The organism is Citrobacter freundii ATCC 8090 = MTCC 1658 = NBRC 12681 (genome assembly GCF_011064845.1).
Taxonomy (GTDB): Bacteria; Pseudomonadota; Gammaproteobacteria; order Enterobacterales; family Enterobacteriaceae; genus Citrobacter; species Citrobacter freundii.
Genome location: NZ_CP049015.1, coordinates 1061041 through 1086010, shown reverse-complemented (window position 1 = coordinate 1086010; position 24970 = coordinate 1061041). Strand labels below are relative to the sequence as shown.

At 52.3% G+C, this 24970-nt stretch carries 20 protein-coding genes; 16 read left to right on the top strand and 4 right to left on the bottom strand.

Features of this window, described 5'->3' with window-relative positions:
- Positions 1-6: 6 nt before the first annotated feature.
- Positions 7-4335 (top strand): AAA family ATPase, encoded by a 4329-nt coding sequence (locus G4551_RS05195; protein ID WP_003838703.1) that lies wholly within the window; start codon positions 7-9, stop codon positions 4333-4335.
- 159 nt (positions 4336-4494) lie between these two features.
- Here the strand turns inward: G4551_RS05195 and G4551_RS05190 are convergent, their stop codons facing one another.
- Positions 4495-5883 (bottom strand): APC family permease, encoded by a 1389-nt coding sequence (locus G4551_RS05190; RefSeq protein ID WP_003838705.1) that lies wholly within the window; start codon positions 5881-5883, stop codon positions 4495-4497.
- 343 nt (positions 5884-6226) lie between these two features.
- Positions 6227-7645: a glutamine synthetase family protein gene (locus G4551_RS05185; protein ID WP_003838707.1), complete on the bottom strand. Its 1419-nt coding sequence runs from the start codon at positions 7643-7645 to the stop codon at positions 6227-6229.
- A gap of 212 nt (positions 7646-7857) precedes the next feature.
- Here G4551_RS05185 and puuD point away from each other — a divergent pair, with 212 nt between their 5' ends.
- The 13 genes from puuD to cbdX all read left to right on the top strand — a co-directional run bounded on the left by puuD (position 7858) and on the right by cbdX (position 20719).
- Positions 7858-8622, top strand: a complete 765-nt coding sequence (gene puuD, locus G4551_RS05180) for a gamma-glutamyl-gamma-aminobutyrate hydrolase (RefSeq protein ID WP_003838709.1) — start codon at positions 7858-7860, stop codon at positions 8620-8622.
- 25 nt (positions 8623-8647) lie between these two features.
- Positions 8648-9205, top strand: a complete 558-nt coding sequence (gene puuR / locus G4551_RS05175) for an HTH-type transcriptional regulator PuuR (protein WP_003830877.1) — start codon at positions 8648-8650, stop codon at positions 9203-9205.
- Between the two features lie 138 nt (positions 9206-9343).
- Positions 9344-10831, top strand: a complete 1488-nt coding sequence (gene puuC, locus G4551_RS05170; protein ID WP_003838712.1) for an aldehyde dehydrogenase PuuC — start codon at positions 9344-9346, stop codon at positions 10829-10831.
- A 2-nt stretch (positions 10832-10833) separates the two neighbouring features.
- A complete protein-coding gene (locus G4551_RS05165) occupies positions 10834-12114 on the top strand; it encodes an NAD(P)/FAD-dependent oxidoreductase (RefSeq protein ID WP_003838714.1) in 1281 nt (426 codons plus the stop codon).
- Positions 12115-12322: 208 nt separating this feature from the next.
- Entirely contained in the window at positions 12323-13450 is a 1128-nt protein-coding gene (gene hyaA, locus G4551_RS05160; RefSeq protein ID WP_071524300.1) for a hydrogenase 1 small subunit, read from the top strand.
- Positions 13447-15240, top strand: coding sequence for a Ni/Fe-hydrogenase large subunit (gene hyaB / locus G4551_RS05155; RefSeq protein ID WP_003838718.1), 1794 nt, complete (start codon positions 13447-13449; stop codon positions 15238-15240). Before hyaA ends, hyaB begins: the two co-directional genes overlap by 4 nt.
- Positions 15241-15258: 18 nt before the next feature.
- Positions 15259-15993, top strand: coding sequence for a Ni/Fe-hydrogenase b-type cytochrome subunit (gene hyaC, locus G4551_RS05150; protein ID WP_003838720.1), 735 nt, complete (start codon positions 15259-15261; stop codon positions 15991-15993).
- Positions 15990-16571, top strand: a complete 582-nt coding sequence (gene hyaD / locus G4551_RS05145) for a hydrogenase 1 maturation protease (protein WP_003838722.1) — start codon at positions 15990-15992, stop codon at positions 16569-16571. Before hyaC ends, hyaD begins: the two co-directional genes overlap by 4 nt.
- Positions 16572-16576: 5 nt before the next feature.
- Positions 16577-16981, top strand: a complete 405-nt coding sequence (gene hyaE / locus G4551_RS05140) for a hydrogenase-1 operon protein HyaE (RefSeq protein ID WP_003838724.1) — start codon at positions 16577-16579, stop codon at positions 16979-16981.
- Positions 16978-17835 carry a hydrogenase expression/formation protein gene (locus G4551_RS05135; RefSeq protein WP_003838727.1) on the top strand — a complete coding sequence of 286 codons (858 nt, stop codon included), beginning with the start codon at positions 16978-16980 and terminating at the stop codon, positions 17833-17835. The genes hyaE and G4551_RS05135 overlap by 4 nt, the downstream gene beginning before the upstream one ends.
- An 88-nt stretch (positions 17836-17923) precedes the next feature.
- Positions 17924-19468 carry a cytochrome bd-II oxidase subunit 1 gene (appC, locus tag G4551_RS05130; RefSeq protein ID WP_003838728.1) on the top strand — a complete coding sequence of 515 codons (1545 nt, stop codon included), beginning with the start codon at positions 17924-17926 and terminating at the stop codon, positions 19466-19468.
- An 11-nt stretch (positions 19469-19479) separates the two neighbouring features.
- On the top strand, positions 19480-20616 hold the full coding sequence (gene appB / locus G4551_RS05125; RefSeq protein ID WP_003838730.1) for a cytochrome d ubiquinol oxidase subunit II: 1137 nt from the start codon (positions 19480-19482) through the stop codon (positions 20614-20616).
- Positions 20617-20629: 13 nt separating this feature from the next.
- The gene (cbdX, locus tag G4551_RS05120) at positions 20630-20719 is read left to right on the top strand and encodes a cytochrome bd-II oxidase subunit CbdX (protein WP_003838732.1); all 90 of its coding nucleotides are present in this window, start codon (positions 20630-20632) and stop codon (positions 20717-20719) included.
- Between the two features lie 52 nt (positions 20720-20771).
- Here cbdX and G4551_RS05115 read toward each other — a convergent pair whose 3' ends face one another.
- Together G4551_RS05115 and pdxR are read right to left on the bottom strand one after the other, a co-directional pair.
- On the bottom strand, positions 20772-21485 hold the full coding sequence (locus G4551_RS05115; RefSeq protein ID WP_003838733.1) for a GNAT family N-acetyltransferase: 714 nt from the start codon (positions 21483-21485) through the stop codon (positions 20772-20774).
- Between the two features lie 192 nt (positions 21486-21677).
- Positions 21678-23147: a MocR-like pyridoxine biosynthesis transcription factor PdxR gene (pdxR, locus tag G4551_RS05110; RefSeq protein ID WP_003838735.1), complete on the bottom strand. Its 1470-nt coding sequence runs from the start codon at positions 23145-23147 to the stop codon at positions 21678-21680.
- A 123-nt stretch (positions 23148-23270) separates the two neighbouring features.
- Here pdxR and G4551_RS05105 point away from each other — a divergent pair, with 123 nt between their 5' ends.
- A complete protein-coding gene (locus G4551_RS05105; protein WP_003838738.1) occupies positions 23271-23720 on the top strand; it encodes a GNAT family N-acetyltransferase in 450 nt (149 codons plus the stop codon).
- Between the two features lie 167 nt (positions 23721-23887).
- On the top strand, positions 23888-24892 hold the full coding sequence (locus G4551_RS05100; RefSeq protein ID WP_003838740.1) for a LacI family DNA-binding transcriptional regulator: 1005 nt from the start codon (positions 23888-23890) through the stop codon (positions 24890-24892).
- The last annotated feature ends 78 nt before the right edge of the window (positions 24893-24970 follow it).

Genomic DNA, 24970 nt, shown 5'->3' with positions numbered 1-24970 from the left:
ATACTGATGAATCTGCTCGAACTTAAGACCAAGATAAAATCCCATATCCTCGCTGGATATCCAGGGCTTTACATCCACTCCGGCGAAGAAAGCCGAGTCGATACGCTATTGCAGGAAATAAGTACAGAACTGACACTGTCTCCCAAAGAGTGGAACCTTGGATATGGCTGGGTTGATTTCCATAACAAGCAGCCTCGGAACACGCAGAGTCAGGCCACCGAACTAGCAGAAAGTTTACCTTCGCTGCTCGATGACGATTTGGACGGAAAACTCCTCATCATTAAAGATGCCCGCAGTGCACTGGAAAACCAGCCACTCGCCGTTGCACGGTTAAAGCAATTGCTCAACCGCATTCAGCGCCACCACCGGAGCAAAACAGCTGTAGTACTTGTTTCAGAAACTTTGCACATCCCAGTACAAATCGAGTCGCAAATCACCTTGCTCCCCCTGTCCCTGCCCCAGGGTGAGGAAATTAACCAGCAGCTCAGCAGTTTTTGCCAGATGCTTGATCTGTTTGTCCCGGAAAATATGCATCAGCGTCTGCATACTGCGTGTTGCGGACTGAACCAGGAAGAGATCCGATCAGTATTAGCAGTAGTTCGTCAACAGCATGAACAAATTAATGACGAGGCGTTGGCTCTTATCCAGCATGGGAAAGAGCAGATTATCGCAAAAAGTGGCGTGCTTGAGATGCTGCACGTAATCGAAAATGCAACTGACATCGGCGGTCTTGAGAACCTTAAAACCTGGCTCACTCGCCGCGCCCAGATTTTCCGCCGCCTGAGTGAAGCTCGCGATTCACGCGTACAGGCGCCTAAAGGTGTACTTATCGCCGGTATGCCCGGTTGTGGGAAGTCTCTTGCAGCCAAAGCAGCGTCCGGTTTATTCCAGTTGCCACTCCTACGTCTTGATATCGGCTCATTATTGGGTAAGTACGTCGGAGAAAGTGAACATAATATGCGTCGGGCGCTAACAATGGCAGAATCAATTAGCCCCTGTATTTTGTGGATCGACGAACTGGAAAAAGCCTTTGTCGGCATGAACAGTGGCAGTGGTTCGGAGGTTTCCTCACGACTTTTCGGCTATTTTTTGACCTGGATGCAAGAAAAAACCGGTGCGGTATTTGTCATTGCCACTGCTAACAATATTACCGTGCTCCCTCCAGAGTTGCTGCGTAAAGGACGGTTCGATGAGGTGTTTTACGTCGGATTTCCCAACGGCGTAGAGCGAGCAGCTATTCTGGACATCCATCTGAAAGGTGAGTCGCTTGAACTGACCCAGAATGAACGCAATAAGCTGGTAACACAGTGCCGTGATTATGCAGGTGCAGATATTCAGAATGCTATCAACGAAGCTCGAGAAATAGCATTCCTTGAAAACCGCCAGTTGGAGCTGAAAGATCTGGAAGCTGCTATCCAGCTTACAGTTCCGTTACGTGAGACCCTGCGTGAACAGGTTGCCCAATACGAAGAGTTGTTTGAGAAACTCAAGCTCAAACCAGCTTCCACCAGCGATGGTCTTAGCGTAGCGCAGATGATTCAGATGGCGGATAGTGCAAACTCGTTGCGCCGCGCAGAGGTCGCTAATAGCGAAGATTGTCCGGATGATTTACTGGAAAAACTGGCGGCAGATGCAGACCTGAACGTACGCAAAGCAGTATATCGTAACCCGAACTGTCCTGAGCAGGTACTCACCCAACGTATTAACATTGTTAATGACCAGCCTGAGTTTGACATCGATCTTTTACATCTGGCCTGTATACATGCAAATGCACCGCATGATCTGATGGCAACACAATTCGAACGGCTTCAGCTCACTATTCAACATCGACTCCAGCTCGCCAGCAACAGCACAGATAGTACATTGCTTCAACATTTAATGCGTGATCCAGAATTAGACGTTTGCGAGATGCTGATTACCAATAAAAATCTCAGTAAATTAATGCAATTACAACTTGCGAAGGATTCCAGGGTCTCTATTCGCCGACGTTTGGCGCGCAATAGCAATCTTCACCCTGAGGCGCAGGAAATACTGGCAAGGGACCACGATTTTACCGTGCGTGAAGATCTAGCAGATCTTGATGGGCTTAGCGAAAAGGTACAACAGATCCTGACGCTGGACAGCGATCAGGACGTGCGTGAAACACTGGCTAAACGCCGCCGTGAAGGATTACTCGCGGAAGCTGTACAACTAGAGTTAGCAAAAGATGAATGTACGGAAGTTAGGGAGTCATTAGCGTCTAACCCCAACCTGACTGCAACCGCACAGATACGGCTGACTCAGGATACGCGTGTCTCGGTTCGTCGCAAGCTTGCCGAACACCCTAATCTGTCCAATCCCGCATTAAACTCTTTGCTCCAGGACACAGATGAAGTTCTTAGAGAACTCGCCGGTAGCAAACACTTTGATAGCGCCCTGTTGCAAAACAATTTGAGCCAGCATCCGTCAGAAAAAATACGTATTGCCCTTGCCAGCAATTACGCTCTTCACCCTGAGGTTCAGGAACAACTGACCAAAGACAGCTGCACAGAAGTACGTGAGACATTAGCTGGCAATGCTAACATTGCGGACGACACGATCTGTACCTTAATGGATGATAGCGATGATGATGTTCGTGCACGCCTGGTACACTGGCGCAATTCGCTGCCAGAGAAAGCTATACATCATCTCGCGATGGATCAAAACCATCAGGTTCGAAAATCGTTGGCTTACACTGAAAATCTACCGAGTGAAGTACAGCAGCGACTAGCCAATGATATCTACGATGTTCAAAAAGAGCTGGCAAGTAACGCCACTATAAGTGCATTAACTCAACAGCAATTACTGGATAACGGTAACCAGGAAGTGCATTACGCGTTAGCAGGTAATCGCAACCTGACGGGTCCAATCATGGCGCAGCTCGCTGAAATGCATGATAGCGAAATCCGTGTTCAACTGGCCAGGAACAATGCCCTTACCGCTCCAATCATTGGTAAATTAATAAAGGATGAAGAGGAAGTACAACTGGCACTTGCACTAAATCAGCATCTCAATGAAGAGTACTATACGCAGCTTTACGACTCGGGCTCAGCTGCGATACGCGAGAATCTAGCGGGCAATCCACAAATCGGCGAACCGTTAATGGAACGCATCTATAAAACAGAATTGGCGGTAAACAATCTGGCCACGGCGATGGAAAGCGTACAGTCGATTTTAGCCAGCATGAGGGCAAACTCAGGTTTACCATCAACGAAGAGTGTGACAAAAATCGCGCTAGCGCTGGCTGGTAATTCCGCGCTATCGGAAGCCCTACAGAATAAAATCCTGAATCTGGAGAACTGCAGCGTAGAGATACTCGAAGCGTTAGCCAGTAACCCGGCGTTGAGTAGGGATGGGCAAGAAGAGTTGGTTACGCACAAAGAGGCCAATGTGCGTCAGAAACTGGCGGCCAACCAAAATACGAATACTAAGATTCTCCACGAGCTGCTCCTTGATGATGAAGACAAGGTTCGCATCGCCCTGTTACGTGATTGGTGGACAGATCGCGAGATCGAATGGCAACTGGCGAACGATAAATCGGTCAAAGTACGCTGCGCAGTTGCGGCCTCACAAAGCCCAGGAAAAGCAGTTCAGGTGAAATTGGCAAACGATAGAGACCAAAGAGTACGTGCCCACCTGATACCAGAGGAGGAAAACTATCTCTTTACACTGAATCCTCTAACACAAACCCTTCTTGCCAGAGATAGCGATCTGTCAATTCGCCAGAAAATGGCCTCTTATCCTAAACTGCATCCGTCGGCACAACTCATACTGGTAGAAGATGATGCCATCTGTGTTAGGGAAGCACTGGCTAGAGGTTCGGAAGGACTCTTCAATTCGCCACTGAGTGAAGAAGTGCAGCATCGGTTGATAAAAGATAACGATCTCAGAATAAGGCTCGCATTGGCGAAAAATAAAAGGTTAACGCCAGAGGTCCAGATATTGTTAGCAAAGGATATAGATAACAGCGTTAAAAGAAAGTTGATTGAAGAATCAGATCGCATGAATCCGCTCTCTCTTCTGGTGCAAGAGCAACTGGCAAATGATCCTGATGTCACGATTCGAAGCGATTTGGCTCGGTGCCTGTTTAGTGGGCTCCTTGCTCCACGAAGCAGCCAGAAAATCCGACTGAGACTTGCTAACGATCCAAATGAAGCGGTTCGCGATATTATCATTAAGATGGGGTTATTTGAATTAACCTATTCAAGTGAACAATATAACGATGCCGTTCTGGACGGTTTGTTGGTAAGGGCAACCCACGAGCAAATGGAATTGATCAATCGCATCAGGGAAAAAAATCGACTTGCGGTTCAGTAAACAACACCGCTAAGCAGGTATGCCACGACTTTCCACCGTGGCATACCGTTTTCATTTGACTAGCCGAAAGCTACGGCCGACTTTCACATCCGATGGTGTAAATCTGGCCACTGCTAAATATTAATCGTCATTACCAGATCTCTGCCGATTCCGTTTCCATCACTCCCATGCGCGCTCAGATTTCGCGGCGTCAAACTGCGGCGGCGGTTTACGAAAGCGTCCGGTCAGGTACGCGAGATACACCAGCCCAACGCCGGCCCATACCAGTCCCAGCGTCAGCGATGTCACTTCCAGATTCACCCATAGTACGGCTACCGTGGCGGCACCGACCATTGGCAATACCAGATAGTGCAACTTTTCCTGCCAGGTATGCTTACGTCCTTCACGACGCCAGAAGTGGTTAAACACGGACAGATTAACGAAGGTAAAGGCCACCAACGCGCCAAAGTTAATCAGCGCCGTAGCGGTCACCAGATCAAAAAACAGGGCCGACAGCGCCACAATCCCGACCATGATGACGTTCAACGCGGGAGTACGCCATTTGGGATGGACATAACCAAAGTACTTCTCCGGGAAGACGTTATCGCGGCCCATCACATACAGCAGGCGAGAAACGCTGGCATGCGACGCCAGACCTGACGCCAGCGTATTCACAAAGGTGGTGCACAGAAAAATAGACTGGAACAACTTGCCGCCGACGTACAGCGCAATCTCCGGCAGCGCCGCATCCGGGTCTTTGAATCGGCTAATGTCCGGGAAGAACAGTTGCATAAAGAACGAAGCGGCAATGAAGATCAGTCCACCGTACAGCGCGGTAAGAAAAATGGCTTTTGGAATGGTGCGCGCAGCATCTGGCGTCTCTTCAGAGAGAGTCGTTACCGCGTCAAACCCGAGAAACGAGAAGCAGACAATGGTCGCCCCGGTGATAATCGGAATCAAATGCGCATTCTGACTAATAAACGGTTGCAACGACCAGACGGTCCCGACCCCTTCGCCTTTGTGCAGCCCCTGCACCACGAGGAAAATAAACACCACGATGATCGCCACCTGCACCAGGACAAACAGGGCATTGAAGTTCGCCACCAGGTTAACGCTTTTCAAATTGGCCGCGGTAAGGATCGCCACGAACAGCACCACCCAAATCCATGGCGCAACCCCCGGGAATAACGCGGAAAGGTAAATTTTCGCCAATAGTACGTTAATCATCGGCAGGAAAAGGTAGTCAAGCAGTGACGACCAGCCGACCATAAACCCCACATGCGGATTAATCGCTTTTTGCGCATAGGTATAGGCCGAACCGGCCTGCGGAAACTGGCGCACCAGCTTTCCGTAACTGATGGCGGTAAACAGTACGCCCGCCAGGGCCAGCAGGTAGGAGGCTGGAACATGGCCATTGCTGATACCCGAAACAATGCCAAAGGTGTCAAACACTGTCATCGGCGTGAGATAGGCCAGCCCCATCACCACTACCTGCCACAGCTTGAGAGATTTACGCAGCTGTGCTTTGCCCGGCTGGGCTGCAAGATCCACAGAAGAATTAGTCGACATAGCTTTCCTCCCCGCGACGAGCCCAGATCTGCGTTCGAAATGTGGGAACAGCAGACCTGGGTCGTATCGGGGTAGAAAGCCATAAGAAAGGCGTCAATGTTGCACGGCACAGATGCGGTCCGTACTTACTGCGGGAGCCATGGATGCTCACGCGGGGCTGGTTTTTAAACATTGGCATCATCACATTTCCTCGTCACAAACTCTGTCGGTTATCTGAAGACCCGTTGTCGCCCGCGCTCCATTACGCGACATCCGGGAAATGGCAGGTATTCCTGCAATTTTGACGGGCTGGCTCCGCTCAGCCCGCATGATGCGACTTCTTTTTAAATGACCTGTACGACTGTCAGGCGTTTTTCAACATCCACTCAATTTCAGTGTCGGTGATAAGACGTTCAAACTGGATTAATTCATCGTTTTTACAGGCGTGATACACGTGGCTAAAACGCTCACCCAATAATTCACGCAGACTGTCGTTTTGCATAAACTCCCACAGCGCATCGCTCTGGCGGATAGGAAACGGTAGCCCTTCCTGCTCCAGTCCGTTGCCTTCCACCTCTTCCTGCAGCGGCAGATCGTTATCCAGACCGTGAAGGATCCCCGCCAGGATGGTCGACATCACCAGATACGGGTTGGCATCCGCCCCTGCCACGCGATATTCAACCCGATGGTTATCACGATCGCCGCAGGGAATACGCAGCGCCACCGTACGGTTGTTATGCCCCCAGGAAGCCTGAGTCGGCACATACATACCCGGCTGGAAGCGGCGATAGGAGTTCACATTCGGCGCCAGCAGCGCCATTGATGCGGGCATCAGATCAATCATCCCGGCAAGCGCACGCTTAAGTAACATGGAATCATCGCCATTCGCATCGGCCAGCACGTTCTCGCCTTTGTTATTCATAATGCTGATGTGGATATGCATCCCGCTCCCTGCGTGTTCCTCATAAGGCTTTGCCATAAACGTGGCATGCCTCTTATGTTTCTCCGCCACCAGCCGTACCAGACGTTTCAACGCCAGCGCGTCGTCGCAGGCGTCGAGCACGTTATCGGTATGGTAGAGGTTGATTTCAAACTGCCCAGGGGAGGCTTCAGCCACTGCGCCGTCAGCCGGGATCAGCTGTAAACGGGCCAGTTCATCGATATCGTTTAACACATCAGCAAAATGGTTCAGGTTATCAACCGAGTAAACCTGACTTTGGGTATTGCGATCGTCCGTACCCGGCGCGCACGGCGGCTGCAGATAACCTTCGGGATCGCGCTTACGATCGAGTAAATAGAACTCCAGCTCTACCGCTACGACGGGGAACAGACCGCGCTGGCGAAGTTTCTGCCAGAGTCGGTTCAGTACGTTCCGCGGCTCAACGTCAAAGGGAGCGCCATCTTCATCCAGCATCGTCAGCATCATCTGTGCAATAAATTCAGGATCGGCGGCCGAAGGGGTTAACGTGCCTGCCACCGGTACACAAGTCCGATCCGGTTCGCCAAGCTCCTGGCCTAATCCCGCCTCTTCGACCACATTGCCAAGAATATCCATCGCGAAAACAGATGCCGGGAAATAGCAGCCTTTCTCTAACTTATGCAATCCAGCAACCGGGAGGCGCTTACCGCGAAAACAACCATTAAGGTCGGTTAACAGCACATCCACATACTGCGTATTAGGATAGCGTTCCAGATACTGCTTAACTTCGCGCGCAAACGCGCTACTTCGTCTCTCTTCAGAATGCTGAACAAAATTCTCAACTTCTACGATATTGGTTTCCATGATTCACCGCCGTTGGCCTGGTAAGCTGCTCTGTGATTTGACTGTTAAATATAATGTCCACCATTCGACTCTGGATGCAAACAAATTGTTTGTCAAATGTTAAATTAAGTTTGCTAGAAGGTTATTCCGCTGCTAGATTGAGAAAATAATGAACGGAATTGCACAACAAGGAACCGTTTGGCAATAATTTATTCCAAAACGTGAGGTCGATCATGGGCAATATATTTGACAAGCCAGTTATTGGTGTAGTGATGTGTAGGAACAGGCTTAAGGGTCATGAGACCCAGACTCTGCAAGAAAAGTACCTGAATGCGGTATTAAATGCCGGTGGATTACCGATAGCGCTGCCCCATGCGCTCGCGGAACCCGAATTGCTGAACGCGCTGTTACCGAAACTGGATGGTATCTTCCTGCCAGGAAGCCCAAGCAATGTGCAGCCGCACCTCTATGGTGAAAATGGCGATGAGTCTGACGCCGATCCCGGGCGTGATCTTCTGAGCATGGCGCTAATTACCGCCGGGCTCGAAAGGCGCATTCCCATTTTCGCCATCTGCCGGGGCTTACAGGAATTAGTTGTCGCCACTGGCGGGACTCTGTATCGTCGCCTGTGCGATCACTCACAGTTCCTGGAACATCGTGAAGATGCGGAACTCCCGGTGGAGCAGCAATATGCGCCATCTCATGAAGTCCAGGTTCAACAGGGAGGATTGCTATCTCAGTTAATACCAGGTTGCAGCACGTTTTGGGTTAACTCCTTGCATGGTCAGGGCGCAAAAACCCTTGGCCCGCAGCTGCGCGTGGAAGCACGCTCGCAGGATGGATTAGTGGAAGCGGCCAGCGTCCATGACCATCCTTTCGCGCTCGGCGTGCAGTGGCACCCGGAATGGAACAGTAGCGAATACGCCCTGTCGCGTTTGTTACTTGAAGGTTTTATCACCGCTTGTCAGAACCACCTCGCTGAAAAACAGCGACTCTGACCACTACAGTTAAGGAAATGCAATTATGAGCGATGACGGCCTGGCGCCGGGTAAACGTTTGTCAGAGATCCGCCAGCAATTGGGTCTTTCGCAGCGTCGTGCCGCCGAACTGTCTGGGTTAACGCATAGCGCCATCAGCACCATAGAGCAGGATAAAGTCAGTCCTGCCATCAGTACGCTGCAAAAGCTATTGAAAGTATATGGGCTGTCGCTCTCCGAGTTCTTCGCGGAACCGGAAAAGCCTGACGAACCGCAGGTGGTTATCAATCAGGATGATTTGATTGAGATCGGGAGTCAGGGAGTATCCATGAAGCTGGTACACAACGGAAATCCGAATCGTACGCTGGCAATGATGTTTGAAACCTATCAGCCAGGCACGACAACCGGGGAGAGAATTAAACATCAGGGTGAAGAGATTGGCACAATACTGGAAGGTGAAGTGATACTGACCATCAACGGTCAAACGTATCCTCTTGTTGCAGGGCAAAGCTATGCCATTAACACCGGCATACCACACAGCTTCAGCAACACCTCGGCGGGGATCTGCCGCATCATCAGTGCCCACACTCCCACCACGTTCTAATCAGTAACGGCCTGAATTTCTCAGGCCTTCTTAAATAACGCGCATTAACAGGGTACATCCCTGGGGTATCGTGCAGCCTGATTTTGCCTGAAAAAGATCAGCAACGAACTTTATCTTATTGATATAAAAGGAGTAGCTATGAACTTTCAGAATCTTAAATATTGGCGTGAGAAAGCCAGCCATTATTCACCGGAAACCCGTTTATTTATTAACGGCGAATATTGTGCCGCCGCCGATAACGAAACCTTTATTACCCAGGATCCGGCAGGACAACGCCCGCTCGCCAAAGTCGCCCGCGGCAAAAAAGCGGATGTTGACCGCGCGGTCACCGCAGCCCGCACCGTGTTTGAACGCGGGGACTGGTCGCAGGCATCACCCGCAGAGCGCAAAGCGGTGCTGCACAAACTCGCCGATTTAATGGAGCAGCATCACGAGGAGCTGGCGCTACTGGAAACGCTCGACACCGGTAAACCGATTCGCCATAGCCTGCGTGATGATATTCCCGGCGCGGCACGCGCCATCCGTTGGTACGCCGAGGCGATAGATAAAGTCTATGGTGAAGTTGCCACTACCTCGGTGAACGATTTAGCGCTGATTGTCCGCGAACCGGTGGGCGTGATTGCGGCCATCGTGCCGTGGAATTTTCCCCTGCTGCTGGCCTGCTGGAAGCTCGGCCCGGCTCTGGCTGCGGGTAACAGCGTGATCCTCAAGCCTTCCGAAAAATCACCGCTGACCGCGATTCGCCTGGCCGCACTGGCTAAAAAAGCAGGTTTGCCCGATGGCGTGCTCAGCGTTGTGAGCGGGTACGGTCACGAAGCGGGCCAGGCACTGTCGCTGCATCCGGATGTTGATGTGATCACGTTTACCGGCTCGACCCGCACCGGCAAGCAACTGCTCAAAGATGCTGGCGACAGCAACATGAAACGCGTCTGGCTGGAGGCCGGCGGTAAAAGTGCCAACATCGTATTTGCCGATTGCCCGGATCTGCCGAAAGCCGCCGCTAATGCAGCGGCAGGTATTTTCTATAATCAGGGCCAGGTTTGTATCGCCGGTACACGTCTGCTGCTGGAAGAAAGTATTGCCGACGAGTTTATCGCGCTTTTAAAAGAGCAGGCGAAAAACTGGCAGCCGGGCAACCCGCTGGATCCGGAAACCACGATGGGCACGCTTATCGACAACACGCATGCCGACACCGTTCACAGTTTTATTCGCGACGGTGAAGCGCAAGGCACGCTGGCGCTGGATGGCCGCAGCCACGTACACCCGGCGGCCATCGGCCCGACTATTTTTGTCGACACCGCGCCGCAAGCCCACGTCAGCCGCGATGAGATCTTCGGCCCGGTACTGGTCATCACTCGTTTTAGCAGTGAAGCCGAAGCTCTGGCGCTGGCCAACGACAGCGACTACGGTCTGGGCGCCGCGGTCTGGACCCGCGATTTGTCGCGCGCGCACCGCATGAGTCGCCGCCTGAAGGCCGGTTCGGTCTTCGTGAATAACTACAACGACGGTGATATGACCGTGCCATTCGGCGGCTATAAACAAAGCGGTAACGGACGCGATAAATCCCTGCATGCGCTGGAAAAATTTAGCGAATTAAAAACCATCTGGATCTCCCTGGAGTCTTAATCATGACTGAACATACCAGCAGTTATTACGCCGCAAGCGCCAATCAATACGAACCGTTCCCGACCCTTAGCGAATCGGTAAGCTGTGATGTTTGCGTCGTGGGCGGTGGTTATACAGGACTCTCCTCCGCCCTGCATTTATCAGAGATGGGTTACGACGTGGTGCTACTGGAATCCGCACGAATTGGCTTCGGAGCCAGCGGGCGCAACGGTGGTCAGTTGGTGAACTCCTACAGTCGCGATATCGACGTCATTGAACGCACCTACGGCCCGGACGCCGCTAAAATGCTTGGCAGTATGATGTTTGAAGGCGGCAATATCATTCGCGAACGTATCAAACGTTATCAGATCGACTGCGACTATCGTCCTGGCGGGCTGTTTGTGGCCCTGAACCACAAACAGATGGAAACGCTGGAGGAGCAGAAATCGAACTGGGAACGCTACGGCAATACGCAGCTTGAACTGTTGGATAGCAGCGAAATTCGCCGCGAAGTCAGCAGCGATCGTTATGTCGGCGCGCTACTCGACCACAGCGGTGGTCATATTCATCCGCTAAACCTGGCGATTGGCGAGGCTAACGCCATTCGTCTGAACGGCGGGCGCGTCTTCGAACAATCGCCTGTGACGCGTATTCAGCACACCACCCCGGCGGTTGTCAGCACCGAAAAAGGTCAGGTTACGGCACGTTTTGTGATTGTCGCGGGCAACGCCTACCTCGGCGACAAACTGGAACCTGCGCTGGCAAAAAGCAGCATGCCGTGCGGCACGCAGGTGTTAACCACCGAACCGCTGTCGGCGGAGATGGCGCGCTCGCTGATCCCGAAAAACTACTGCGTGGAAGATTGTAACTACCTGCTGGATTACTACCGTCTGACCGGCGATAACCGCCTGCTGTACGGCGGCGGTGTTGTCTACGGCGCTCGCGATCCGGACGATATTGAGCGTCTGGTAATGCCGAAACTGCTGAAGACCTTCCCGCAATTGCAGGGGGTAAAAATTGATTACCGCTGGACCGGTAATTTCCTGTTAACGCTGTCGCGCATGCCGCAGTTCGGCCGTCTTGATACCAACATTTACTATATGCAGGGCTACAGCGGCCACGGCGTGACTTGTACCCACCTGGCAGGACGGCTGATTTCGGAACTGCTGCGCGGGGATGCCGAGCGTTTTGACGCGTTCGCCAAACTGCCGCATTACCCGTTCCCGGGAGGCCGCAGCCTGCGCATTCCGTTTACCGCCATGGGCGCGGCCTATTACAGCTTACGCGATCGCCTTGGGGTTTAAGTTCTTCCGCGATAAACCCGACGCACAGGGCGGTCCCCCCTGTGCGTTTTTTATTGCCGAAAAGCGAAAAACAGATAACAGGCACGAAAATATCGCAATAGGACATAACCACACACTTTGCATTGTTTCTCCCCGCTAATCGGATAGGCTTTTTTAGATTATCGCTGGCGGCGTGCGCCAGAACTCAACGGGGGAAGAAACGCGTGTTATGAATACGAATAACGAGGAGACCTTTTATCAGTCGATGCGCCGCAAGGGCGTGAGCAGACGCAGTTTTCTTAAATATTGTAGCCTCGCGGCAACATCGCTAGGGTTGGGGGCTGGAATGACGCCCAGAATCGCCTGGGCGCTGGAAAACAAACCCCGGATCCCGGTCGTCTGGATCCACGGTCTGGAATGCACCTGCTGTACCGAATCATTTATCCGCTCCTCTCACCCACTCGCCAAAGACGTCATCCTCTCTCTGATTTCCCTTGATTACGACGACACTCTGATGGCCGCCGCCGGAACACAGGCCGAAGAGGTCTTTGAAGACATTCTAAGCCGCTACCACGGCCGATACATTCTGGCCGTCGAAGGTAATCCTCCGCTGGGAGAACAAGGGATGTTCTGCATTAGCGGCGGGCGACCGTTTATTGAAAAGCTTAAAAGAGCCGCCGCCGGTGCCAGCGCGATTATCGCCTGGGGCACCTGCGCATCCTGGGGCTGCGTGCAGGCTGCCCGGCCTAACCCAACTCAGGCAACACCGATCGATAAAGTGATTACCGATAAGCCGATCGTGAAAGTGCCCGGTTGCCCGCCGATTCCAGACGTCATGAGCGCCATCATTACCTACATGGTGACTTTTGACAGGCTGCCGGAACTCGATCGTCTGGGGCGTCCGCTGATGTTTTATGGTCAGCGTATTCATGACAAATGCTACCGCCGCGCCCACTTTGACGCCGGGGAGTTCGTTGAAAGTTGGGACGATGACGCTGCCCGCAAAGGCTATTGCCTATACAAAATGGGCTGCAAGGGGCCAACCACCTATAACGCCTGTTCCACCACCCGCTGGAATGGTGGCGTTTCCTTCCCCATCCAGTCCGGCCACGGTTGTCTGGGATGTTCGGAGAACGGCTTCTGGGATCGCGGTTCGTTCTACAGCCGCGTGGTCGATATTCCACAGATGGGAACGCATTCTACCGCTGACACCGTGGGCCTCACCGCGCTCGGCGTAGTGGCGGCTGGTGTAGGCGTCCACGCAGTCGCCAGCGCCGTCAATCAACATAACCGCCACAAACAGCAGTTAACAGAAGCCGAACAACCGCAGCCGGACAAAGAGGATAACCAGGCATGAGCAACTCGTATCAAACCCAGGGATATACGTTAAACAATGCGGGTCGCCGCCTGGTTGTGGACCCCATAACCCGCATTGAAGGCCATATGCGTTGTGAAGTGAACATTGATGAACAGAACATCATCACCAACGCGGTTTCCTGCGGCACTATGTTCCGCGGACTGGAGATCATTCTACAAGGTCGCGACCCGCGCGATGCCTGGGCCTTTGTCGAACGGATTTGCGGAGTATGCACCGGCGTACATGCCCTAGCATCGGTGTATGCCATTGAAGATGCCATTGGCATCAAGGTGCCCGACAACGCCAACATCATTCGCAATATTATGCTGGCCACGCTGTGGTGCCACGACCATCTGGTGCACTTTTACCAGTTAGCCGGAATGGATTGGATTGACGTGTTGAATGCCCTGAAAGCAGATCCGCGCGCCACATCGCAGCTGGCGCAGAGCCTTTCTGCCTGGCCGAAGTCCTCCCCTGGCTACTTTTTTGACGTCCAAAATCGCCTGAAGAAATTTGTCGACGGCGGTCAACTGGGGATTTTCCGCAACGGTTATTGGGGTCATCCGCAGTACAAACTGTCGCCTGAGGCTAACCTGATGGGCTTTGCCCATTATCTGGAAGCACTCGATTTTCAGCGCGAGATCATCAAAATCCATACGGTGTTTGGCGGTAAGAACCCGCATCCTAACTGGATTGTCGGCGGTATGCCGTGCGCGATTAATATCGATCAGCGCGGCGCGGTTGGCGCAGTCGATATGGAACGCCTGAACCTGGTGCAGTCGATCATCACCCGCACCACTGATTTCATCAACAACGTCATGGTGCCTGACGCGCTGGCTATCGGCCAGTTCAATAAGTCCTGGAGCCAGATTGGCACCGGGCTTTCTGATAAGTGCGTCCTGAGCTACGGCGCGTTCCCGGATATCGCCAATGACTTCAGCGCGAAGAGCCTGTTGATGCCAGGCGGTGCGGTGATTAACGGTGATTTTAAAAACGTGCTGCCAGTGGATCTGGCCGATCCGCAACAAATTCAGGAGTTTGTCGATCATGCCTGGTACCGTTATCCGGACGATCAATTAGGTCGTCACCCGTTCGAAGGGATTACTGAACCCTGGTATAACCCGGGCGATGTCAAAGGCAGCGATATTGATATCAAACAGCTCAACGAACAGGAACGCTATTCGTGGATTAAAGCCCCGCGCTGGCGCGGACACGCCATGGAAGTTGGACCACTGGCGCGCACGCTGATTGCCTATCACAAAGGGGATGCCGCCACGATTGAATCCGTCGATCGCATGATGTCTGCCCTCAAGCTGCCGCTTTCGGGTATGCAGTCGACGCTGGGGCGTATTCTGTGCCGCGCGCACGAAGCTCAGTGGGCCGTGAGCAAACTGCAATATTTCTTCGACAAGCTAATGACCAACCTGAAAAACGGCAATCTGGCGACCGCAAACACCGAAAAATGGGAGCCAGAAAGTTGGCCGCAGCAGTGCCGCGGGATCGGTTTTACCGAAGCACCGCGCGGCGCTTTAGGTCACTGGGCATCGATTCGCGACGGGAAAATCGATCTCTATCAGTGTGTGGTGCCGACCACCTGGAATGCCAGCCCGCGCGATCCGAAGGGACAAATTGGCGCTTACGAGGCGGCGCTGATGGGCACCCAAATGGCGATACCGGATCAACCGCTGGAGATCCTGCGCACCTTGCACAGCTTCGATCCCTGCCTGGCATGTTCAACCCACGTACTCGGCGACGACGGCAGCGAACTTATCGCCGTCCAGGTTCGCTAAGCGTTAAGGAACGGAACGATGACTGGAAAAACATCCCCACGCGTCGGGGAGGCGCGTGATACCGCTATCAGCCACTATGTGTTTGAAGCGCCTGTGCGCTTGTGGCACTGGCTGACGGTCGGCTGCATGTTGGTGTTGATGGTGACCGGATACTTCATTGGCCGACCGCTGCCGTCGGTCAGCGGTGAGGCCACTTATCTGTTCTATATGGGCGACATCCGGCTGATACATTTCTCCGCCGCCATGGTATTCACGGTGATCCTGCTGATGCGCATTTACTGGGCCTTTGTCGGTAACCGCTATTCACGCGAGTTGTTTATCGTGCCGGTCTGGCGGCGCAGCTGGTGGCGAGGCGCGTTTTCGGTGGTGCGCTGGTATCTGTTTCTGGAAAAAAAACCGGGAGATGATATCGGTCATAACCCCATCGCGCAGGCGGCGATGTGCGGTTATTTCCTGCTCTCCGTTTTTATGATCCTCACCGGTTTTGCCTTATACAGCGAACATAGCCAGTACGCCATTTTTACCCCTTTCCGCTATGTGACAGAGTTTTTCTACTGGACCGGTGGGAACTCTCTCGATATTCACAGCTGGCATCGGTTGGGGATGTGGTTCATCGCCGCCTTCATCGTAGGCCATGTGTATATGGCGATTCGTGAGGACATCATGTCTGACGATACCGTCATCTCCACCATGGTCAATGGCTACCGTAGCCACAAATTTCCCAAAGGTCAGCACGACAAGGAGGCGTCATGAGCGAACCACACGTCATCGTGATGGGTCTAGGCAACCTGCTGTGGGCAGATGAAGGCTTTGGCATTCGCGTCGCCGAACGCCTGTACGCCCATTATCACTGGCCGGAATACGTTGAGATCGTCGACGGCGGCACGCAGGGGCTGAATCTGCTGGGCTACGTTGAGCAGGCCAGTCATCTGCTGTTGCTGGACGCCATCGACTACGGTCTCGCGCCGGGCACCCTGCAAACCTACGCCGGTGAAAAAGTCCCCAGTTACCTCAGCGCCAAAAAAATGAGTCTGCATCAGAACAGTTTCTCCGAAGTGCTGGCGCTGGCGGACATTCGCGGCCATCTGCCCCCGCACATCGCCCTTGTAGGACTTCAACCGGTACAGCTGGACGACTATGGCGGCAGCCTGACCGACATCGCGCGTGCTCAGCTTCCGGCGGCGGAGCAGGCCGCACTTACGCAACTGGCTGCGTGGGGGATTGTGCCACAGACCAACGATGAAACGCGTTGCCTGAACTATGAATGCCTGTCGATGGAAAACTATGAAGGCGTGCATATTCGCCAGTATCGCGTAACGCTGGAGAGATAAGCAACATGTTGAATGACAATCCTTTTCCTGCTCTATGGCAACGTATGCTGGCCAGGGGCTGGCAGCCGCTAACCGCGCCCGAACTGGATGACTGGATAACCCACGTTCGCGACGGTGTGGTGTTACTCAGTAGCGATCCCCGCCGTACACCGGAAGTCAGCGATAATCCAGTGATGATTGCCGAGTTGCTCCGCGAGTTTCCCCAGTTTGACTGGCACATTGCCATGGCGGATCTCGAGCATAGCGAGGAGATTGGCGATCGTTTTGGCGTATTCCGCTTCCCGGCCACACTGGTGTTTATCCACGGCGAACTGAGCGGCATTCTCAGCGGCATCCACCCGTGGGCCGATCTGCTCAACCTGATGCGCCCCTTAGTTGAACCACGCACGCCGCCGGAGTCTGAACGATGAGCGACACTTTTTTTCATCTGCTGGGGCCGGGAACGCAGCCGAACGATGACAGCTTCAGCATGAATCCCTTACCCCTCACCTGCCAGGTCAACAGCGACCCCAGCATGGCATCACTGGAAAACTGTCCGCACAGCCCGGCGGTGATGGCATTGTTAGCCGATGTGCGCCAGCAGCTCAGGAGGCGCATTCCCGCCAAACAGGACGTGCTGGGATGGGATTTATCCGCGCTCAACGCAGACGATCTCACGTTTTTGAATACACTGCTCGGCGAAGGCGAAGTTTCAGTGCGCATCCAGCATGCTGACGGCAGAGCGTGCGAGATCCAGGAGTCGATTTTCTGCGGTATCTGGCGGGTGCGTTGTCAGAATGACAACGGGCAGTGGGAGGAGCATCTGGAAGCAGGCAGCGCACCGCGTGCACTGTGGCTGGCGGCAACGTTCAATACACTGCCGGACGACAGCCTGTTGCCCCCGCCGGTGGACGGGCTAATGAATGGCCTGACGCTGGCTCAGGAACTGCTGGCGCACGTGCGCGATCCGGCCTTGCAACCCCATAGCATTAACCTCACCCAACTGCCGATTAGCGATGCGGATCGCCTGTTTCTTGCTCGGTTATGTGGCGAAGGACACATCCAGATCCGCACTATCGGCTACGGCGAGAGCCAAATCGACGCCACGGCGCTGCGCCATGTCTGGCATGTGCGCTGTCTGGATACCCTGAAAGGGCTTCTGCTCGAAAGTTATGAGATCTGTCCATTACCGGAACTGGTGCAGGCTGCGCCGGAAGATCTTCGCGACTCGCTCCAGCGCCTGGATGAAGTCTGCGGCTGGCTGGCATCCGGTCCACCGGCCTGACCCCCTCTCCCGGCCCGCATGCTTTTATGCTGCGGGTCTGGCGTTTTCTTCCTTATCTATTCACTCTCTAATGCCTGATGGAGTTCGCATGTGGGACGTCATTGACTTATCGCGTTGGCAGTTTGCGCTGACCGCGCTGTACCATTTTCTGTTTGTTCCCCTGACGCTGGGGCTAATTTTTATGCTGGCCATCATGGAAACCATTTATGTGGTGACCGGCAAAACAGTCTACCGCGACATGACACGTTTCTGGGGCAAGTTATTCGGGATTAACTTTGCGCTCGGCGTGGCAACCGGCCTGACCATGGAGTTTCAGTTCGGTACTAACTGGTCGCTCTATTCTAACTATGTGGGCGATATTTTTGGCGCGCCTCTGGCAATGGAAGCCCTGCTGGCCTTCTTCCTCGAATCCACGTTCGTTGGTCTGTTCTTCTTCGGCTGGCAACGCTTAACCAAATACCAACACCTGATGGTCACCTGGCTGGTCGCGTTTGGTTCCAATATCTCGGCCCTGTGGATCCTCAACGCCAACGGCTGGATGCAATATCCAACCGGCGCTCACTTTAATATTGATACCTTGCGTATGGAGATGAGCAGCTTTAGCGAGCTGGTCTTTAACCCCATCAGCCAGGTGAAATTTGTGCATACCGTGATGTCCGGTTATGTCACCGGCGCCATGTTTGTGATGTCCATCAGCGCCTGGTATTTGCTGCGCGGTCGCAATCGCGAGTTCGCCCGGCGTTCCTTCGCGGTGGGTTCCGTTTTTGGCACGCTGGCTATCCTCGGCACCCTGCAACTGGGTGATAGCTCAGCCTATGAGGTTGCCCAACGCCAGCCGGTAAAGCTGGCGGCAATGGAAGGCGAATGGCAAACCGAACCGGCACCCGCGCCCTTTCATGTCATCGCCTGGCCGCAGCAGGAGCAAGAACGTAACGCCTTTGCTGTGAAGATACCGGCTCTGCTGGGCATCCTGGCCACGCACTCTTTAGACACGCCGGTTCCGGGGCTGAAAAATCTGATGGAGGATGCTCTTCCCCGCCTGCAACGAGGTCGGAAAGCGTGGCTGCTGGTGCAGGAAATCGCCAAAGGTAACCGCACGCCTCAGGTACTGAACGCTTTTCACGCTGTGGAGAAAGATCTGGGTTACGGCATCCTGCTGGCGAACTACGCACCTGATATGAACCATGTCACTCCGGAGCAATATCAGGCCGCGCAACGCGGTGCGATCCCGCAAGTAGCACCGGTATTCTGGAGTTTTCGCATCATGATTGCATGCGGTTCACTTCTGCTGCTGGTGATGGCGATTGCGCAGATACAGACCTTACGCTGGCGTATCGACCAGCATCGCTGGGTACTGCACATGACGCTGTGGAGCTTGCCGCTACCGTGGATTGCCATTGAAGCGGGCTGGTTTATGACGGAGTTTGGCCGCCAGCCGTGGGCGATTCAGGATATTTTGCCGACCTGGTACGCCCACTCCGCGTTAAGCGCAGGCCAACTGGCCTTCTCCATGGGGCTAATTCTCACGCTTTACACCTTGTTTTTAATTGCCGAAGTCTACCTGATGCAGAAATACGCGCGCCTTGGCCCGGATGCAATGCATAACCAACAACCAGCGCAACAACAGGGATAAAGGAGATAATCATGTTGGATTATGAAACGTTGCGGCTCATCTGGTGGCTGCTGATTGGCATCATCCTGGTGGCATTTATGGTCACCGACGGGTTTGATATGGGGGTTGGCTGCCTGTTGCCGCTGATCGCGCGTAACGATGATGAGCGTCGGGTACTAATCAATAGCGTCGGAGCGCACTGGGAAGGTAACCAGGTGTGGCTCATTCTGGCGGGCGGTGCATTATTCGCGGCCTGGCCACGGGTCTATGCCGCGGCATTTTCAGGGTTTTATGTGGCGATGATTCTGGTGCTGTGCGCCCTTTTCTTTCGCCCGTTGGCCTTTGATTATCGTGGAAAAATAGCCAATGCACGCTGGCGCGCCATGTGGGACACCGGGTTGGTGATTGGCAGTCTGGTCCCTCCAGTTATCTTCGGCGTCGCGTTCGGCAACCTTTTTTTGGGCGTGCCTTTTATCTTCACTCCACAGCTTCATGTGCAATACCTGGGCACCTTCTGGCAGTTACTCTCACCCTTTGCCCTGCTGTGCGGCGCATTAAGCCTGATGCTGGTTATTCTGCAAGGGGGCGTGTGGCTCCAGTTGAAGACCGACGGCATTCTTCACCAACGTGCGCTGTCTGCTACCCGCCGCAGCGCGATGCTGGTCGTGCTCTGCTTTCTGTTAGCCGGTTACTGGCTATGGACGGGTATCGATGGCTATGTGTTGCTAAGCCAGGATCCTAATGGTCCTTCCAACCCGTTATTAAAAGCAGTAACTACCTCGCCGGGCGCGTGGATGGCGCACTTTTATCAGTCACCACTGCTGTTAATTATTCCGCTGCTTGGCATGATTTTCCCGATGCTCGCGATCTATGCCTGCGGACAACGTCGGGCCGTATGGGGATTTTTGTTTGCTTCACTGGGCCAGGCCTGCGTGATCTTCACCGCTGGAATCACCCTGTTTCCGTTTGTGATGCCTTCAAGCGCGTATCCGCTCTCCAGCCTGACGGTGTGGGACAGCACCTCCAGCCAGATGACACTCAGTATCATGCTGGTTATTGTGCTGATTTTTCTACCGATCGTTCTGCTTTATACCGTGTGGAGTTATTACAAAATGCTCGGGCGCATCAATGTAGAAACGATCCGCCGCCACAACCACGAACTTTATTAAGGAGGACTGTACGATGTGGTATCTGTTTTGGTTTGTCGGCATTCTGTTGATGTGCGGACTCTCCACGCTGGCGCTGGTCTGGCTTGAGTCGCGGCAGAGATAATTCTACACGGGCGCTACGCTTTCTGGCTCCCCGGTTTATTCGGGGAGCTTTTTTATCCCCTTTCCATCAGCTCGCCAAGACGCCTAATCTGCCGTCCCTGATTATCGAAATTACGCTCATCGAGCCACATATCGTAGGCCGGTCGAAGTGACGGGTACTCACCGTCAATGATTGAGTACCATGCGGTATCTCGATTACGCCCCCGCGTGACGACAGCCTGACGAAATATGCCTTCAAAACTGAAGCCAAAGCGCTCCGCCGCCTCACGGGAAGGAGCATTGAGAGCATCGCATTTCCATTCAAAACGGCGATAGCCCAGATCCTCAAAAACGTACTTTAAAAGCAATGAGATGACTTCTGTTGAGATTCGCGAACGTTTCATGCGTACGGAGTAGGAAACATGGCCAACTTCGATCACGCCATTTGAGGGATCAATCCGCATCAGTGCAAACGTACCAACAGGTTTCATACTGGTTAAATCGATCACAGCAAAATGCATCGGATCGGTCTGTTCTTCCATCTTTTTTACATAATCCTGGAAGGTATCGAAGGTCTCAAAAGGCCCGACCGCCAGATATGTCCAGTCGCGACAATCGCTTGCTTCGCAGTACGCTTCATACAACTCTTTTGCATGGCGTTCGGCGTTAATACGTTCAAGCTTACAATAGCGACCTGTAATTTGCTGAGCCTGTGGAAAGGGTGCGCCTTTCCAGTCAGACAAAGTCATACCAACGGGTTGATGAAATTGATTAAAGATGCCCGACATATCCATACCTCTTACAAAACAGGGCTAAACCAGCGCAGAGTATGATCAAACAGGGCAGTCCAAAAGAACCACAATGCGTGTTTTTAACAGATCCACACTATTTAATAGTACAAAAAACAGGCACAATATTTTTACACGTAGCAAAAGAAACGTATTTACTGCATTAATGCTAAGAGCTGAATAAATTATAAGTTAAATAACCTGAGCCAGACGGCGAATCCCATCAACAATTGCCTCTACCGGATGATTTGCAAAACCAATCAAAATCCCCTGTCGTGAGACATCGCTCTGGTAATAACGACTTAGTGATAGTATTCCCATCCCTAGTAATCTGGCTTTCTCTTCAACTTCACTCCCAGTCATCCCATTTTGCAACCAACATACGATATGAACGCCTGAGTCTGAAGGTTGAATAATCATTTTATCAGCAAGATAGTATTGAATAGCATTGACCAACGCTGTTCTTCTTTCATAGCATGCTTTGCGAATTCGACGCACATGACTGGCATAGTGCCCCTCCTCAATAAAATTTGCCATCACTGCTTGTTCAAGATAGCTGGTGCCGAGATCGGAATAATATTTGGTCACCATAATCTGTTCTTGTAAACCCGGCGGAACAACTAAAAAACCTAAACGGAATTCCGGGTACATCATTTTAGAAAATGTTCCGGCATAGATTACGCGTTGATTCTGATCTAATCCTTGCAGAGCTTGTAAAGAACGGTCGGCATAACGGAACTCACTATTATAATCATCTTCAAATATCCATGCCTGATTCGACTTCGCCCATTCCAGCAACTCAAAACGCCGGGATAAACTCAACGTTCCACTTAATGGATATTGATCCGACGGGACGACATAGGCCAGCCTGGCGTCAGGAAAATGATCAATACCATAGCGGACGTTCATTCCTTCGCTATCTACCGGTACCGGCCTCACCATAGCACCAACAGACATGAAGGTTCCGCGGGCGCCTTTGTAACCCGGGTCGTCCAGCCAAACGTCATTTCCTGCCGACAGCAATGCTCGTGCAGTAATGTTCAATGCCTGCTGAATACCATTTACGATGATTATTTGATCTTCGTTACAGTTCACTCCACGCGTTGTTTTAATGTAGCGGCAAACCGCTTTTCTCAAAGGAAGGTACCCGCAAGGATGAGTGTGAGCTCCCAGTTGATGCCGGGATTGTCTCCAGACTCGTTGCAGTAGCTTTCCCCATAACCCATGCGGGAAGAGATCCGTACACCCGACACCAACCGCAAATAGACGGTTCATGCCGCGCCCTTCATACTCATTTGACCATAAATCGCGAGCAGGATTATTTCGGCTGTGAACCTGCTCATCAGGCGATACGACGTCCACCAACGCCATCTCTGGATAGCTATTGCTGATACTCCGATCCGGAATATGATGTGAGACATACGTTCCAGACCCTTTACGAGTCAGGATATACCCTTCATCTAATAGCCGGTCATAACCGGCGATCGCTGAGTTTCGTGAAATTGACATCATTTCGGACAACGCCCTGGTTGACGGCATTTTTGTTCCTGGCGGCAATCGCCCTTCGAGGATGTGATCGCGGAGGATTTGGTAAACCTGCTCCTTAACCGCACCTTTTCCTAAAACAAATCCTTGAAATAAAGGCGCATTGTTTTTCTTCATTGTATTAACCTTTATACTAAAGTGGATCCTATCAATATATCGAAAGTGTCTCTTTACGAGAGTTTATAAAATTCTTAGTATCATCATACTAACACATTACTCGTATAAAATATCAGGATATATATGATTAACATGAATGCCGTTACTATTGAAAGTGCAGAACAAAAAGACTACGCCAGCTGGCTTCCTTTATGGATAAACTATCAAACATTTTACCGCACTATAATTTCAGATGAAGTAACAAAATTAACGTGGGAGCGTTTCTTTACCCCGAGCGAACCTGTTTATTGTGCTGTTGCAAAATATGATGGGAAAATAGTGGGACTGGTTCATTATCTCTTTCACCGCTCAACCTGGGCAGAATCAAACTATTGCTATCTCGAAGATTTATTTGTTAGCGAAGATGTACGCGGCCAACACATCGGTAAACAACTTATCGAATATGTCCAACAACAAGCCAAAAAACATCACGCGTCAAGATTATACTGGCATACGCATGAAACCAACCTCCGTGGGCAACGTCTGTATGACTGGGTGGCCAAAAAGAGCGGAATGATCGAATATCGCATGTAAGTGTAATAATACTCAGGATAGTATTGAATAATTAAACACTAAAAATAAGCCTCTGAGTATATCTACTCAGAGGATGTATCGGTGACAAATCCCCCCAACCTGAATAAGATAAGGAAAAAAACCAGCGATAAGCAAATTCTTAAGAATTAAAAAGGTAAAGAGCCAGCATGGCAACGATAAAAGATGTTGCAGAGTTAGCGGGAGTGTCCACCGCAACAGTTTCACGTGTTATTAATCAAACCGCATGGGTTGAACCCGTGACGCGTGAACGTGTTGAAAAAGCCATGCGCGAACTGAACTATCATCGCAATGCCGCCGCTATTGCATTAGCGAAACGCAGCGGTGACATGCTCGGGTTATTGACCGGCAATCTTGCCGATCCCTTTTTTGCCAGGCTTGCACGAGGCGTGGAAGAAGTATCACGCCAGCAGCAATTTCGGCTGATGGTATGCAGCGGTGGCCACGATGAAGGAATGGAAAAATCAGGACTCGATTTCCTGATAAACCAGGGCTGTGAAGCTATTGTGGTCCATGCCAGTAGACTGTCTGAAAAGGAACTGTTGCGATATGCCGCTCATTTTCCTGCCATGGTGGTCGTAAATCGCTATATTGCCGGGATGGCCAATCGCTGCGTGTGGCTGGAAAATAGTCAAGCAGCTAAAACAGCCACGCTACACCTCCTGGAGCAAGGACACCGTTGTATTGCCTGCGTGACAAGTGACTTACCGATTATCGATCGCCGTGAGCGGCTGGAAGGTTATCGCCAGGCGCTGGCTGAATATGGTATTACGCCAGATAAAAATTGGGTGATTAGCGTGCCCTTTAATGAAGAAGGTGGCGAACGCGCTGCACATCAACTGCTTAATTGCGGCATTCCTTTCACCGCAGCGGTGACGTTTAATGATGTGATGGCCGCCGGGATTATGCGCATCCTCCATCAGCAGGGAATTACACTTCCGCAACAGCTTTCGATCGTTGGATTTGATGATGTGGTGATGGCCCGCTATCTCTACCCTGCACTCACAACAATGCATTATCCCGTTGAGCGCATGGCTCGCTGCGCTTCGCAGCTGGCGATACAGCTTTTTAAGGGCGCAACTCAGCGTCCCAGCGTGAATAGTTTCACTGCAGAGCTGGTGATCCGCGATTCTGTTCTTCCCCCCTCTCTCTGAAATCAATGCGTAAATCGTCAAGACCCTGAGTTGTGATCGACTTCAAATTTAGCGCCCTCATGTAATCGCTTACATGAG

What these genes read in the sequence shown, in the direction of transcription:
- pdxR (WP_003838735.1), bottom strand. Translation starts at nt 23,147, where the DNA reads ATGAAGAAAAACAATGCGCCTTTATTTCAAGGATTTGTTTTAGGAAAA.
- puuR (WP_003830877.1), top strand. Translation starts at nt 8,648, where the DNA reads ATGAGCGATGACGGCCTGGCGCCGGGTAAACGTTTGTCAGAGATCCGC.
- hyaA (WP_071524300.1), top strand. Translation starts at nt 12,323, where the DNA reads ATGAATACGAATAACGAGGAGACCTTTTATCAGTCGATGCGCCGCAAG.
- hyaD (WP_003838722.1), top strand. Translation starts at nt 15,990, where the DNA reads ATGAGCGAACCACACGTCATCGTGATGGGTCTAGGCAACCTGCTGTGG.
- hyaC (WP_003838720.1), top strand. Translation starts at nt 15,259, where the DNA reads ATGACTGGAAAAACATCCCCACGCGTCGGGGAGGCGCGTGATACCGCT.
- G4551_RS05195 (WP_003838703.1), top strand. Translation starts at nt 7, where the DNA reads ATGAATCTGCTCGAACTTAAGACCAAGATAAAATCCCATATCCTCGCT.
- G4551_RS05135 (WP_003838727.1), top strand. Translation starts at nt 16,978, where the DNA reads ATGAGCGACACTTTTTTTCATCTGCTGGGGCCGGGAACGCAGCCGAAC.
- G4551_RS05105 (WP_003838738.1), top strand. Translation starts at nt 23,271, where the DNA reads ATGATTAACATGAATGCCGTTACTATTGAAAGTGCAGAACAAAAAGAC.
- hyaB (WP_003838718.1), top strand. Translation starts at nt 13,447, where the DNA reads ATGAGCAACTCGTATCAAACCCAGGGATATACGTTAAACAATGCGGGT.
- hyaE (WP_003838724.1), top strand. Translation starts at nt 16,577, where the DNA reads ATGTTGAATGACAATCCTTTTCCTGCTCTATGGCAACGTATGCTGGCC.
- G4551_RS05185 (WP_003838707.1), bottom strand. Translation starts at nt 7,645, where the DNA reads ATGGAAACCAATATCGTAGAAGTTGAGAATTTTGTTCAGCATTCTGAA.
- puuC (WP_003838712.1), top strand. Translation starts at nt 9,344, where the DNA reads ATGAACTTTCAGAATCTTAAATATTGGCGTGAGAAAGCCAGCCATTAT.
- G4551_RS05100 (WP_003838740.1), top strand. Translation starts at nt 23,888, where the DNA reads ATGGCAACGATAAAAGATGTTGCAGAGTTAGCGGGAGTGTCCACCGCA.
- G4551_RS05165 (WP_003838714.1), top strand. Translation starts at nt 10,834, where the DNA reads ATGACTGAACATACCAGCAGTTATTACGCCGCAAGCGCCAATCAATAC.
- appC (WP_003838728.1), top strand. Translation starts at nt 17,924, where the DNA reads ATGTGGGACGTCATTGACTTATCGCGTTGGCAGTTTGCGCTGACCGCG.
- appB (WP_003838730.1), top strand. Translation starts at nt 19,480, where the DNA reads ATGTTGGATTATGAAACGTTGCGGCTCATCTGGTGGCTGCTGATTGGC.
- cbdX (WP_003838732.1), top strand. Translation starts at nt 20,630, where the DNA reads ATGTGGTATCTGTTTTGGTTTGTCGGCATTCTGTTGATGTGCGGACTC.
- G4551_RS05190 (WP_003838705.1), bottom strand. Translation starts at nt 5,883, where the DNA reads ATGTCGACTAATTCTTCTGTGGATCTTGCAGCCCAGCCGGGCAAAGCA.
- G4551_RS05115 (WP_003838733.1), bottom strand. Translation starts at nt 21,485, where the DNA reads ATGTCGGGCATCTTTAATCAATTTCATCAACCCGTTGGTATGACTTTG.
- puuD (WP_003838709.1), top strand. Translation starts at nt 7,858, where the DNA reads ATGGGCAATATATTTGACAAGCCAGTTATTGGTGTAGTGATGTGTAGG.